This window comes from Mesorhizobium sp. AD1-1 (assembly GCF_020164655.1).
Taxonomy (GTDB): Bacteria; Pseudomonadota; Alphaproteobacteria; order Rhizobiales; family Rhizobiaceae; genus Mesorhizobium; species Mesorhizobium ciceri.
Genome location: NZ_JAIUGP010000010.1, coordinates 118,238 through 130,483 on the forward strand (window position 1 = coordinate 118,238; position 12,246 = coordinate 130,483).

Consider the following 12,246-nt stretch of genomic DNA (forward strand, 5'->3'; position numbering starts at 1 on the left):
GAGCCGTTCTGTGCCATTGCCAGCGCCATCACGAGTTCTTGAACGCAAAACGGTTCCGGGAACCTCCCAACCACAAGTTGGTTTGGAGGACAGGTACAGCTTCAAAGGTGGAGAATGTCCATGGCCCGTGCCCGATCCGTGTTGGTGGCAGCCAGGCGTCCGTTCCATAAAACGCCGATGGCGGTCGCAAACGCATGTTTCGTCGGCACATTGCTGACCGACGTTGCCTATTGGCGAAGCGCTGAAATGATGTGGGCAGATTTTTCCGCCTGGCTGCTCCTTGCCGGCCTGGTTGTAGGCGTGCTCGCGGTCCTTGCAGCACTTGTCGATTTGTCTACCGGCCGACTTGCCCGTCAAGCCGGGCCTGCATGGCCATATCTCCTTGGCAGCCTCGTCGTGCTCGTCATATCGCTCTTCAACGCACTGGTGCACAGCCGTGATGCCTGGACCTCGGTCGTGCCGACGGGGCTCATCCTGTCCGCCGTCGCCGTGATCGTTATCCTCTTGCTGGGACTGCTGGGATGGAGTTCCGGCCACACTCAAGTGGAGGTGGTCGAATGAATGTCTCCGCCAGACATATCCGGCGTATCGCGAGCCTCGGTCTGCTGTTCGGATCGATTTTGGCGCTGCCCGCATGCAGCGATAACGAACCGGATCCCACCGATCAGGTCGGAGCAAACCCGACGCTGCCTGAACCTATTCAGTATCTGGTGCCGCCCATGCATGTCGCGTCGGTCGTCGGTTGGAAACAAGACGAGGAGCCGACCGTCGCCAAGGGTTTGCAAATCCAGGCCTTTGCCAAGGGCTTGAGGCATCCGCGCTCGCTTTACACATTGCCGAATGGTGACGTCCTGGTGGTCGAATCCGTGGCGCCGCCCGGTGCCGCGATCAAGCGGCCGAAAGACCTGATCATGGGCTGGATCGAGTCGATGGCGACCTCGGGCGGCGGCACCGAAGGAAGCAACCGTATCACCCTGCTGCGGGATACGAACGGCGATGGTCTGCCCGATGTCCAGGAGGTCTTCCTCGATCATCTCAATTCGCCCTTTGGCGTGGCCCTGGTCGGCAACGATCTCTACGTCGCCAACACCGACGCCATCGTGCGTTATCCCTACACGTCGGGCGACACCAAGATCACCGCGCCGGGCGCCGTGCTGACGCCATTGCCCGGCGGACCTATCGATCACCACTGGACAAAGTCTCTCGTGGCCAGCCCCGACGGGTCTCGGCTGTATGTCGGCATCGGATCCAACAGCAACATCACCGAGAACGGCATCCAGGCGGAAAAGGACCGGGCCGCCATCTGGGAAGTCGACAGGGCCACTGGCCGCTATCGTATTTTCGCGAGCGGCCTGCGCAATCCCAACGGGCTGAGTTGGGAGCCGCAGAGCGGCGCGCTGTGGGCTGTGATCAACGAGCGCGACGAGCTCGGTCCTAACCTGGTTCCCGACTACATGACCTCGGTCAAGGACGGCGCGTTCTATGGTTGGCCGTACAGCTACTATGGTCAGCATGTCGACCCGCGCGTGATGCCGCAGCGGCCGGACCTCGTCGCCAAGGCGATCCCTCCCGACTATGCCTTGAGTTCCCACGTCGCACCTCTGGGCTTGACGTTCTACACTGGAACCAATCTGCCGGAGCTCTATCGCAACGGCGCCTTTGTTGGCGAGCATGGTAGCTGGAACCGCAAGAGCTTCAACGGCTACAAGGTCGTTTTCGTGCCGTTCAAAGACGGTCATCCAGATGGCAAGCCGCAGGACGTCGTCACCGGTTTCCTCGGCAAGGACAACAAGGCGCACGGGCGGCCCGTCGGCGTTGCCGTCGACAAATCCGGCGCGCTGCTGATCGCCGACGATGTCGGGAACACGGTCTGGCGCGTAACTTCCACGAGCCAGTAGGCACCTGCATAACGCTGATCGCTTCACTATCTCGGTGCGAATTCCACCAGCGCCTTGACGAATTCTGCCGGTGCCTCGATCGGCAGGAATTCGCCGCAGTTGGCGATCATGTGACCTTGCAGGTTCTTTGCGCCAGACATCCTTAGACCTTCGAGGTAATCGTCGATCGATCCAAAATCCGCGTCGCCGCGGATATAAAGGATCGGAACTTCGATGCGCGCCGGGGCATTGGCCTCGGCATCCTGCTTGAACGCGCGATACCAATCAAAGCCGGCCTTAAGTGCCTCCGGCCTCGCATAGGCCTGCGTCAACGTCTCCCGCATTTCATTGGTCAATGCTTCGGGACGGCCGGCGAGCAGATCGAAGAAAAAATCGAAGTAGGCGCGTTGATGGCCCGTCACCAGCAACTCCGGCAACTCAGGCACCGCATGAAACGCAAAGTGCCAGATGCTCGGGTTTGCGACTACCTTCGTCCATGGATGAAGGCCGGGGATAACCGTATTCATCGGCACCGCGCCGACGATGCGACCGCCATGATGGCGAGCAGCAGCGAAGGCAATCATGCCGCCCACATCGAAGCCTGCAACGACGATGGATTTGGCCCCAAGCGCCTCGGCGGCTGAAATCACAATATCGGCAAGAACCTTCTTTTCCGCCGACGGCGGAGTGCCACGCGATTCACCGATCTCCGGAAGATCGAAAGCCAGCGTAAAGTATCGCGTGCCGAGTTCATCGAGCACACCATCATAGATTTTCCGGGAATGGGGCCAGCCGTGCAGAAGGATCAAGGCCGGTCGGCGCGGATCGCCGGCCGTGGATACCGCCAGCTGCATATCGCCTGCTTCGAGGGTCTGGACGAGCATCGTCTATCCATTTTCGGGAACTCAGAAGAAAACGAAGAGCGAACGAATAGGTTGCCGCACCAGTTCAGTCTGCGTCGCTCGCCGCTGTCCGTTCTCCAACGTCTGTGCTCAAGGACCAGCCCGCTTTCTGAGCCGGCTCGACCGTCACCAAGTAGGAGGAGGGGGCCATCCACCGGCCCTGTTGGTCCGCCTGCGGAACAAGCATTTAACCCTGGCGTTAGAATGCCGGGCGATCCCGCAACGGGCGAATGGGCAGTCGCGAAGTCGTCGCGGCGGTTTGCAATTAGGACAATGCAGGGAGATTCACATGCCGCTTACGGCCTTCGCACTCAATTGCTCGCTCAAAGCTTCGAACGACAGGGAAAAATCCTCCACCGATCGGTTGCTCGCCGATGTCCTGGCGGCGTTGATGCAATACGATGTGAAGGGCGAGATCGTGCGTGCGCTCAGCCACGATATCAAGCCCGGCGTGCTCTCCGACATGGGCGAGGGCGACGATTGGCCGAAACTCAGAAAGAAGATACTGGCGGCCGACATCTTCGTGCTCGGGCTTCCGATCTGGCTTGGCCAGCCCTCGAGTGTGGCCAAGCGCGTCCTGGAGCGGATGGATGCCTTTCTCGAGGAGACGGATGACAGAGGGCGAATGCCGGCAGCAGGAAAGGTGGCCCTGGTGGCCATCGTCGGTAATGAGGACGGTGCGCATCACTGCCACGCGGAATGCTTTCAGGCATTGAACGATGTCGGCTTCACCATCCCGGCCAATGGCGGGGTCTACTGGGTTGGCGAGGCGATGGAGGACGTCAACTATGTCGACCTGCCGGCAACTCCGGAAAAAGTCTCGGGTGCGATCGAAATGGCAGCCTCAAACGCCGCCCATCTCGCTGGATTGCTGAAAGACCGGGGCTACTCGGGCGTCTCGGGATGACCTTTGTTCGCCTAAACAACTTTGAGCGGCCAGACCTTGCAGCGTCGATGAGGTCTCAATCGGGAACAGGAAGGCTTGTAGCGAGTTCATATTCTCATCAGCCGGCGACCGCCGCTCCGTCTACACGGCGCGAAGCCGCAAACAGGAGAGCAAGTCATGGGTCTCGGCACAATTCTTATCATCATTCTGATTATCGCATTGCTTGGCGGCTTTAGTGGACTTGGCGGCGGGCCATTCTACGGCACCGGCTATTACGGGGGCGGCGGCCTCGGTCTTCTGCTGCTTATAGTCATAATCCTGGTTGTGCTCGGCCGTCTCTAGCCGAGTCCGCCATGCGGTGGCAGGATTGTATCACCTGCCGCTTGCGGTTCTCTCCGGAGTTGCTTTGAATCCATAGCAGTCCGGCAATGACGGTCCGCCCTCTGGAGGGCGGACCACTCGTCGGACATATCAGGTCAAAATCAGCACGATCTTGAACGTATCCGGATCAACGATGACGATCCGACCGTCCGCAAGCACGAAATACTCGTAGCTTTCGTAAGCGGGAACGATCTTGACGATACGAGCCGGCAGCCGATGCAGCCTGACCTTGTGCCGCGGAACTTCGACGCCGACGCTGATGTCAAAATTGACATTGGACACAGGCTCGACCTTCGTCTCCCGGATAATCTGAGTGACTTGGGTTTTCTGCTCCACCGTCACGTTGTTGATGGAACCGGTCGACGTCGTATCCTGTGTCGAGGCCTTGCCCTGGGCCTGCTGGTCGGTGGTGGTGCCGGTCTTGCCCTGAGCCTGCTCGTCGGTCTGCATCTTGGTCTTGCCCTGGGCCTGCTGGTCGGTGGTGGTGCCGGCCTTGCCCTGAGCCTGCTCGTCAGTCTTCAGCTTGGCTTTGCCCTGGGCCTGCTGGTCGGTGGTGCTGGCCTTGCCCTGAGCCTGCTCATCGGTCTTCAGCTTGGCCTTGCCCTGGGCCTGCTGGTCGGTGGTGGTGCCGGCCTTGCCCTGAGCCTGCTCGTCGGTCTTCAGCTTGGCTTTGCCCTGGGCCTGCTCGCCCATCTTGGAGCCGTTCTGGCAGTCAGCCTGCCCGGAAGCGCAGTTGGCGTCTGCGCCAGATTGGCTTTCGGTCTGTTGTGTCTGAGCCACCGCCGTTCCACAGCCGAGCCCGATGGCCAGCATGCTGGTAATGAGAACACGTTTCATGGGAAATCTCCCTGGGTAAGGTTCGTCCCTTCACTGGGTAGAACCAGCACCCAAAAAAAATGTTCCGAGATAGATGCGTGAGTGCTAAAAAACGACCCCGCTTGAGATCATACGATCGCGGGCGGAAGCCGCCGTTAAAGCGACCTTTTCAACCTTGGCGATTGCCCTAGCTGTCTCCTGAGAGGAGACCGACATGGCAATCTATAGTCTGAGAGTGGTCAGCTTCATTTTCGTTGCACTGGCTTTCGCTCCGGCCGCCGCGCATTTCTTCGCCATGTTCAACAAGATGAAGCTCGACGGGCCAAACTATCTGGCTGCGCAGCGCGCCTATGATGGATGGAGCCTGTTCGGCATCGTGGTGCTGGGAGCATTGCTCTCCACGGCCGCCCTGGCGATCCTGCTCTATCGAGCGAGCGCATCTTTCGGCTTGGTTGTTGTCGCCTTTCTAAGCATCGGCGCCACGCAGTTTGCCTTCTGGACGCTGACCTATCCAATCAATCAGGCGACCCGGAACTGGACTGTCCTCCCTGAAAACTGGGAGCTGCTGCGGCGCCAATGGGAGTATTCGCATGCCATCGCCGCAGGCCTCAACGCCTTGGCGTTGCTGGTGCTTTTCATATCGGCGCTTCGCCCTGCGGTGCGTTGAACGACCACGTCGTCACCAGCACGGCCAGCGGGCAGGAACCACCATGAAGCGGAATCATTGAAACGCCAGATGTTCCAGCGCGGCAGGAAAAATGAAACGGTACTATTTTGATCTTCAAAACGGTGACGGCGCGGTACCCGACGATGACGGGCAGCTGTTCGAATCCCGGGAACAAGCCAGAGCGGAAGCAATTCGTATTTTGCAGGATGTCGCCCAAGACGAAATGCCCGACTGCGATTTCGTCAAGATAACCGTCAAGGTACGCGATGAGATCGGTGCGCAGATGTTTGAGGCGTCGCTTGTTCTGACCTCCGGATGGAGCGTTTGATGTCGCAGTGCTAGCGGCGATACCGCACCGGGATTTGCACGACATTCTCCGATCCAGGCAGATCAAAGGCCATGGCCAGCTGACGTACGGAGGCCATCTCCACGATCAGTTCTTCAATCGAAAGGTCTGGCAGGCCGGTCTTCACCCTCTGCCTCACCCTGGCCGCAAGTTCATGAACCCGCACCGGGACGAAAAGCGGGCTGTCGTCCAGCAGCTTGCTTATTTCGATGACCACATCGGCGTCGATGTCTTTCGGCAATTCCCGCATGAGCGTCACCTCCAATCGAAGCAACAGCCCGCCATGTCGATGCGACGGGCGATCCGGCTTTGAGCGCCGGGCAGTGGGATCGGAGAGGGACGTGCTCGGCGCTGGCCGATAGCCTGATTCATAAAACTGCGAGCATAGGTGTGTCACGAAAAAATATCGGTACGAAATTTACCAAGCCGGTCATTCCATGCAATCCACAAGGGCCTTCCCGAAATCCGGCAGCGGCTGTTGCCGACAGAGGAGGAACAAAAAAAATGGTCCGGAATTGAGACTGACGAATTGGAGGATCTAGCCATGGACAGCAGGGAAGAAAAGATCAAACGACGGGCCCATGAAATCTGGGAACAAGAGGGCCGGCCGGTAGGCCGCGAGCAGGAGCACTGGGATCGGGCCGTGCAGGAGATCGAAGCTGAGGGTTCGGAGACTGAACGTGGCCCGGTTCTGCCTGACCCGACAGTTGCGGCCGATTCCAATAGCTCGAAGCGTTGATCGGCAATCCCATGGCGTCTTGAGGACCCCGGTCGGGCAACCAAATTGGCGGAACCTCGTTTGCCGGGCATCAACCAGAGGAGGTTTCGATGAAGAGGTTCTTTTCATTCCTGGTCTTGGCCGCTGCCCTTGCGCTCGGCGCCTGCGACAACAACACCGAGCCGATGAAAGCCACCAGCAACAAGAACCCACAGGTTGATCAGGCCGCCAGACCAGGCCCCACGACTGGCGGCGACCAGCCAGCTACGGTGCCTCAGAGCAAATGAACTCCGTCTCACATTGCGACACACCTCTGCTGCGCGTCGCCTATCTCGATGGTGGACCGCAGGACGGCGCCCCGGTTGTCCTGCTGCATGGCTGGCCCGACGACGCGACGACATACGCTCGTATTTCGCCGGTCCTTCATGAAGCTGGCTTCCGTACGTTTTCCCCTTGGTTGCGAGGCTTTGGGCCGACATCGTTCCTGTCGAAAGAAACCATGCGCTCGGGCGAGATTGCCGCGATGGCGCAGGATGTGCTGGATTTTGCAGATGCGCTTGGCATCAGCCGCTTTGCAGTTGTCGGACATGATTGGGGCGCTCGGATATCCTATCTGCTCGCGTCGGTTTTTCCGGACCGCATCAAGTGCTGCGCTGCGCTGTCCCTCGGCTGGCAACCAGGCAAACCAGCAACGCCGACGCCCGAACAGGCGAAAGCATTTTGGTATCAATGGTTCATGGCGACCGCACGGGGCGCCGAGTTCGTACGAAAGAACGGCAAGGAATTCGCCAGGTATCAGTGGGACAGCTGGGGTCCATCAGGCTGGTTCGACGACGCCATTTTCGATGGCGTTGCGAGCTCGTTCGAAAATCCTGACTGGGCGGATGTGACGTTGCATTCCTATCGGGTCCGGTGGGAAGAGGCCGAGCCCGATCCGCGTTATGCCGAACTCGCCCGCCGGCAAGCAACGGTCAAGATCATCACGGTGCCGATCCTGACGCTTCACGGTGGTGACGACCGCGTTGTGTTTGCCCAGTCTTCAGAGGGGCTCGAAGAGCATTTCACCGCGTTCTTCAGGCGGGTGGTGCTGGATGGCATCGGACACTTCCCGACGCGTGAGGCTTCTGATCAGGTTTCGCGAATGTTGGCTGCGTTTCTCGATAGCCATGGCACGCGCTGAAGGAGGGGCCCCATCGACCCCATAGTAAAGACCGGAACCTGACGCATCGCCGCGCATTTCGTCTCCATGCATGACGAACCGAAATGCGGTCTCGCAATCAATCGGCAGCCAGGGAGAATTTGGATGCAAGCTTCAGGCGCAATCTCAAGACACCATGCTGGCCAGTTGGCCATAGAACCGTTTGCGGGCACGGTGACGGTACGATTTTCCGACGCCATAGTCGCTGCCACGGAACGGGCGAAAGTGCTTCAGGAAGAAGGACATGAGCCCGTGTTCTATATCCCTTTCGAAGACATCTATTTTGACCTTTTCGAAAAAACGAACACCACCAGCCGCTCCCCTTTGAAAGGTACCGCGAGCTACTGGCGCGTCCATGCCGTGGGCAGCTCGGCTGACGATTTCATGTGGGCGTACGAGACGCCTGAAACCGCGGCGCGGGCCATTGCACGTCATGGTGCATTCGATCCGGAAAAGGCGCGCATCGATGTCGAGCCCGCGGAGGACAGAAGGCATACGCCCCACGTCACGGAGTAGATTGCCCGTTCTCATCGGCGCGAGCTGAAATTCAAGGCAGCTGCTAACCGCGTGGAAACTCTTCATCAAGGATGCGTAGTGCCTCCTCGTATCTGACGGTTGATGCCCCAGCCTGTCGTGCCTGCCAGATATTGTCCGCCAGATCCGCGCGCTTCACCGGCAGCGCCAATGGATTCGATGCCGCTCGTCGCACGAACGCGAAGTAATCCTCGCCGTCCCTGCGCGACATGGCGTCGACGGCCGACGTGATCGTCGGGCCAAAACCGGCCTCTTCCAACCTGGTCCGGTCCCAGCCTTCGCCCTTTTCCAGGACGTCATGGAGATAGGCGACGACCTTCTGATCCTTGGTTTCGACCGCGTCAACGACACGGCGACAGTGCTCGATATAAGGTCGCCCGGTCTTGTCGCGCTGTGCCTGGTGGACCTCTTCGGCAATCTTGGCCGCCCGGTAAAACATGCTCATCAGGCTTCCCCTTCAGACATGGTTTCACCATCGCTCCTCGGTGTCGTGGTGCGGCAGGTCCATTCCGCAGCAAACCCAGCCAAGTCGCTGCCTCGATCCATAATTGTAGCGCGGCTCCAGGCGAGCCGGATCGTCGAACGTTCCGACATGAAGCGCGATCTCTCCCGGCGATGCGTCATAGGCGAGGCTGAGCGGCGATCCGCAGGCGGAGCAAAACCCCCTGCAGGCAATCGGCGAAGACCTGCGATAGGTCGGCGTCGCATCGGTCCAGGTCACGCTTTGGGAAGGTACCCAGGCCAGAACCGCGAACGCACTGCCGGTCGCTCGCCGGCACATATCACAATGGCAGTAATGCACTCTCGGTTCGCTTCCAACGCGGAAGCGGATCGTGCCGCAGAGACATCCTCCGCTCAGTTCCATTTTGGCGCCCCGGTTGACTTGCGGCTCCAACGCCTCTCGCGCGGTCTCATGCGAGCACCTCCATTCATCACAGCGAAAACGCCGGTCATTTGCGTCGGTTCCTGTTGGCTATCTCAGGAACCAGTGCTTGCGCGCGGCGTTGCGTGTCTTTGCTGGCAAAATGAGGAGTCAGGGAATGCTTGGCCGGTCGGAGACGCACTGATGTCGATGCCGGGGCTGGCATACGGTCCCCTGGGCGATCGATGCATGCATGTCTGCGTGGATATGCAGCGGCTGTTTGCCGAGCCGTCTCAATGGGCAACACCCTGGATCACCCGGGTTCTCCCGCAGATCGAGACGCTGGTCGAAAGACGCGCGCCGCAGACGGTCTTTACACGCTTCCTGCCAGCCAAGAAGCCGGGGCAGGGCGTCGGCACATGGAAGCGCTATTATGAGCGCTGGGCTTCACAGACGATCGAGACGATCGGGCCTGAAATGACCGAACTGTTGCCGTCTTTAGCCGGCTACTGCCCGCCAGCGGCGATCATCGACAAGCACATCTACTCGCCCTGGTTCGAAGGGCGCCTCAGAGCCTTCCTGGTGGAGCGCGGCATCGATACGCTCGTCATCACCGGTGGCGAAACGGATGTTTGCGTTCTGGCCACGGTGCTCGGAGCCATCGATTTCGGCTATCGCGTGGTTCTCGTCACGGACGCGCTATGCAGTTCTTCCGATGCAACCCACGACGCACTGCTGACCGTTTACCACCAACGTTTCGCGCAGCAGGTCGAGACGGTTGAGATGGAAACGGTTCTCTCGAACTGGACTTGACGTTCGCCAACTCGGCTCGGCGGAAAGTGTCCATGCTTCCTTGCGCGGTTTGGCTGCCTATCTGTTAAGAGAACAACGGACACCAGAACGGATAGCAGACGTGACGCAACGATCGGGAAGTGCTGATCTTCCACTCCATGGCGGGCGCGTGCCAAAATGGCTCGGCGACCGCATGACGCGTCTTGGCGCCGTGATGTGCGAAGCGATCATTCATCACTATGGTCGAGACGAACTGCTGCGACGGCTGGCGCATCCGTTCTGGTTCCAGTCCTTTGGTGCTGTCATGGGCATGGATTGGCATTCGTCGGGGATCACGACCAGCGTCGTGGGCGCTTTGAAGCGTGGCCTCACGCCGCTTTCCGGCGAGCTCGGCATTCATGTCTGCGGTGGTCGCGGCGCGCATTCGCGAAAAACCCCGCATGAACTCGAAGCCATCGGCCAACGCGTCGGCTTTGACGGAGCGGGCCTGGCCACCGTCAGCCGTCTTGTCGCCAAGGTCGACAGCGCCGCAGTCCAGGACGGTTTCGATCTTTACCTGCATGGTTTCATCGTCACCGATGACGGTCGCTGGGTCGTGGTGCAGCAAGGCATGAACGGTGACAGCAAGGTGGCGCGCCGCTACCATTGGCTCTCCGAGGGGCTCAAGAGTTTTGTCGACCAGCCGCATGCCGCCATCGAGGGCATCAATCAAGGCGAGATCGTCAACCTGACCGACAGGCGCGCCGACGCGTCGCGCCAAGGGCAACTGAACCTTTTGCAGGAGCTCGGACCCGATCGCATCCTGGGCGAGCTTGCGGCATTGGAGCGTTGCGCGGAGCCGAGGCGCCGGCAGGAACCGGAGCACCCGCTGCTGCCGCATTTGGTCATGCCGGCCCATCATGACGTTCGCGAAAGCGATGTCGTCATGCATCGTCTTCACGGCAATATCGCCGCCGCCGCGGACCGCGGTCCCACCGATTTCGCCGAGCTCCTTCTGGTCCCCGGCGTCGGCGCGCGCACGGTGCGCGCGCTGGCCCTCGTTGCCGAGGTGGTGCATGGCGCGCCTTGCCGCTTTTCCGATCCCGGCCGCTTCTCGCTGGCGCATGGCGGCAAGGACAGGCATCCATTTCCAGTGCCGCTGAAGGTCTATGATGAGACGATCGGGGTTCTGAAGTCGGCCGTGCAAAAGGCAAAGCTCGGTCGCGATGAGGAAATCGGTGCCTTGAGGCGGCTCGACGATCAGTCGCGGCAAGTCGAACGATACGCAACCGGCCCCAGCCTGAAGGAAATTGTCGCGGGAGAATTCGACCAGTCGCATCTGCTTGGCGGGCGCAGCGTGTTCGGGTGGGAAACGGCCCCGGACACAGCACCTGCTGAGCGGAGCAAGAAGGCCTGAGAACGAGCCAGAGCGGCTGGAGATCAATCGTCCAGATCGATGAGCGCGACACCGAGATCCGGGCGCTTGCTGCGGCGCAGATGGCCGGGCGCTTCCACCAGGGTGATTTCGAGCGTTGGCCGAACGATGCCATCAAGCAGATGTCCACCCCGGGTGGTGCCATCGCTCAATCCCAGCACCGCATGGACGTGCAGGCTGGGCTTATCGTCATCGCCCAGTGCGACATCGCCGATCGCGCTCAGAACCTCGCACTGTTCGTCGATAGGGATTTTGCGGTAGGTCTTCGCGTCCGGATCAAACCAGCCCACGGTGGCTTTTTCGAAAGCCCCTATGGCGGTCAGGGACGCGCTGCCGATCTTCTGGTCGACCGCGAAGGCCGTCAGTGCCGCGAACGCTTCTTCGCGCGGGTCGAGCACCAGGACAAATGTCCTTTGTCCGCCGATCTCATTGACGAGCTGCGATTTCATCCCTGTCCTTCCATCGTTCGGCCCCATTGAGCGCGGCCTCAGATCAATGGGCGCGGTGTTCCGCATTGCGCTTGCGGGTCGCTGCAGCTTTCTTTGCCGATTCCGATCGGCTTGCGGCAGACCGTGATGCCGATGCCTTGCCACCGCTTTTGCCGCCTTTGTGCGCCGCCGGATGGCCCGTGTGTTTGCCGCGGCCGGAACCGCCTTCCTTCTTGCCACCGCCATCGTCCTTGTTGACGGTTGCCCATGCGCGCCGCTCTGCCTCCTTGTCGGAAACCCCGCGCTTCTCATAACCTTCGGCAATGTGGTCGGCTTTACGCTCCTGCTTGTCAGTGTACTTCGATTTGTCGCCTCGTGGCATGGCCAGCTCCTCCTGTTGAACAAGGGCTGAACGTCGACTCGAC

The 12,246-nt window shown here is 60.2% G+C and carries 19 protein-coding genes; 12 read left to right on the plus strand and 7 right to left on the minus strand.

Going from position 1 to position 12,246, the window contains the following annotated elements; genetic code table 11:
* Positions 1 to 120 precede the first annotated feature (120 nt).
* Both LB519_RS19565 and LB519_RS19570 read left to right on the plus strand, forming a co-directional pair.
* Entirely contained in the window at positions 121 to 561 is a 441-nt protein-coding gene (locus LB519_RS19565; RefSeq protein ID WP_050580528.1) for a DUF2231 domain-containing protein, read from the plus strand.
* Positions 558 to 1,898: a PQQ-dependent sugar dehydrogenase gene (locus LB519_RS19570; protein WP_024505222.1), complete on the plus strand. Its 1,341-nt coding sequence runs from the start codon at positions 558 to 560 to the stop codon at positions 1,896 to 1,898. Before LB519_RS19565 ends, LB519_RS19570 begins: the two co-directional genes overlap by 4 nt.
* Before the next feature lie 26 nt (positions 1,899 to 1,924).
* Here the strand turns inward: LB519_RS19570 and LB519_RS19575 are convergent, their stop codons facing one another.
* On the minus strand, positions 1,925 to 2,761 hold the full coding sequence (locus LB519_RS19575) for an alpha/beta fold hydrolase (protein ID WP_024505223.1): 837 nt from the start codon (positions 2,759 to 2,761) through the stop codon (positions 1,925 to 1,927).
* A 307-nt stretch (positions 2,762 to 3,068) separates the two neighbouring features.
* Between LB519_RS19575 and LB519_RS19580 the strand changes: the two genes are divergently transcribed.
* Positions 3,069 to 3,686 (plus strand): flavodoxin family protein, encoded by a 618-nt coding sequence (locus tag LB519_RS19580; protein ID WP_024505224.1) that lies wholly within the window; start codon positions 3,069 to 3,071, stop codon positions 3,684 to 3,686.
* Between the two features lie 156 nt (positions 3,687 to 3,842).
* Entirely contained in the window at positions 3,843 to 4,007 is a 165-nt protein-coding gene (locus LB519_RS19585) for a DUF3309 family protein (protein WP_013531546.1), read from the plus strand.
* Between the two features lie 129 nt (positions 4,008 to 4,136).
* On the opposite strand, the gene LB519_RS19590 is transcribed toward LB519_RS19585, so the two are convergent.
* Positions 4,137 to 4,883, minus strand: coding sequence for a DUF1236 domain-containing protein (locus LB519_RS19590; RefSeq protein WP_224620909.1), 747 nt, complete (start codon positions 4,881 to 4,883; stop codon positions 4,137 to 4,139).
* A gap of 193 nt (positions 4,884 to 5,076) precedes the next feature.
* Here LB519_RS19590 and LB519_RS19595 point away from each other — a divergent pair, with 193 nt between their 5' ends.
* Positions 5,077 to 5,529 carry a membrane protein gene (locus LB519_RS19595; RefSeq protein WP_013531548.1) on the plus strand — a complete coding sequence of 151 codons (453 nt, stop codon included), beginning with the start codon at positions 5,077 to 5,079 and terminating at the stop codon, positions 5,527 to 5,529.
* Between the two features lie 91 nt (positions 5,530 to 5,620).
* Positions 5,621 to 5,857 carry a DUF6894 family protein gene (locus LB519_RS19600; protein ID WP_027161660.1) on the plus strand — a complete coding sequence of 79 codons (237 nt, stop codon included), beginning with the start codon at positions 5,621 to 5,623 and terminating at the stop codon, positions 5,855 to 5,857.
* Positions 5,858 to 5,867: 10 nt separating this feature from the next.
* On the opposite strand, the gene LB519_RS19605 is transcribed toward LB519_RS19600, so the two are convergent.
* A complete protein-coding gene (locus LB519_RS19605; RefSeq protein ID WP_013531550.1) occupies positions 5,868 to 6,125 on the minus strand; it encodes a hypothetical protein in 258 nt (85 codons plus the stop codon).
* 294 nt (positions 6,126 to 6,419) lie between these two features.
* Between LB519_RS19605 and LB519_RS19610 the strand changes: the two genes are divergently transcribed.
* The 4 genes from LB519_RS19610 (at position 6,420) to LB519_RS19625 (ending at position 8,307) form a co-directional block, all read left to right on the plus strand.
* The gene (locus LB519_RS19610) at positions 6,420 to 6,614 is read left to right on the plus strand and encodes a DUF2934 domain-containing protein (protein WP_032808298.1); all 195 of its coding nucleotides are present in this window, start codon (positions 6,420 to 6,422) and stop codon (positions 6,612 to 6,614) included.
* Between the two features lie 89 nt (positions 6,615 to 6,703).
* Positions 6,704 to 6,880 carry a hypothetical protein gene (locus LB519_RS19615; RefSeq protein WP_013531552.1) on the plus strand — a complete coding sequence of 59 codons (177 nt, stop codon included), beginning with the start codon at positions 6,704 to 6,706 and terminating at the stop codon, positions 6,878 to 6,880.
* Positions 6,877 to 7,773 carry an alpha/beta fold hydrolase gene (locus LB519_RS19620; protein WP_224620910.1) on the plus strand — a complete coding sequence of 299 codons (897 nt, stop codon included), beginning with the start codon at positions 6,877 to 6,879 and terminating at the stop codon, positions 7,771 to 7,773. Before LB519_RS19615 ends, LB519_RS19620 begins: the two co-directional genes overlap by 4 nt.
* 123 nt (positions 7,774 to 7,896) lie before the next feature.
* Entirely contained in the window at positions 7,897 to 8,307 is a 411-nt protein-coding gene (locus tag LB519_RS19625; protein WP_013531554.1) for a DUF427 domain-containing protein, read from the plus strand.
* A 43-nt stretch (positions 8,308 to 8,350) separates the two neighbouring features.
* Here LB519_RS19625 and LB519_RS19630 read toward each other — a convergent pair whose 3' ends face one another.
* Positions 8,351 to 8,770 (minus strand): HD domain-containing protein, encoded by a 420-nt coding sequence (locus LB519_RS19630; RefSeq protein WP_024505532.1) that lies wholly within the window; start codon positions 8,768 to 8,770, stop codon positions 8,351 to 8,353.
* A 24-nt stretch (positions 8,771 to 8,794) separates the two neighbouring features.
* Positions 8,795 to 9,190, minus strand: coding sequence for a GFA family protein (locus LB519_RS19635; protein WP_027161657.1), 396 nt, complete (start codon positions 9,188 to 9,190; stop codon positions 8,795 to 8,797).
* Positions 9,191 to 9,391: 201 nt separating this feature from the next.
* On the opposite strand from LB519_RS19635, the gene LB519_RS19640 reads away from it, so the two are divergent.
* On the plus strand, positions 9,392 to 10,000 hold the full coding sequence (locus LB519_RS19640) for a cysteine hydrolase family protein (protein WP_013531556.1): 609 nt from the start codon (positions 9,392 to 9,394) through the stop codon (positions 9,998 to 10,000).
* A gap of 100 nt (positions 10,001 to 10,100) precedes the next feature.
* Entirely contained in the window at positions 10,101 to 11,375 is a 1,275-nt protein-coding gene (locus LB519_RS19645; protein WP_224620911.1) for a DUF763 domain-containing protein, read from the plus strand.
* A 23-nt stretch (positions 11,376 to 11,398) separates the two neighbouring features.
* Here the strand turns inward: LB519_RS19645 and LB519_RS19650 are convergent, their stop codons facing one another.
* Both LB519_RS19650 and LB519_RS19655 read right to left on the minus strand, forming a co-directional pair.
* Entirely contained in the window at positions 11,399 to 11,842 is a 444-nt protein-coding gene (locus tag LB519_RS19650) for a PPC domain-containing DNA-binding protein (RefSeq protein ID WP_024505528.1), read from the minus strand.
* 43 nt (positions 11,843 to 11,885) lie between these two features.
* Positions 11,886 to 12,203 (minus strand): hypothetical protein, encoded by a 318-nt coding sequence (locus tag LB519_RS19655; RefSeq protein WP_013531559.1) that lies wholly within the window; start codon positions 12,201 to 12,203, stop codon positions 11,886 to 11,888.
* Positions 12,204 to 12,246: the final 43 nt, after the last annotated feature.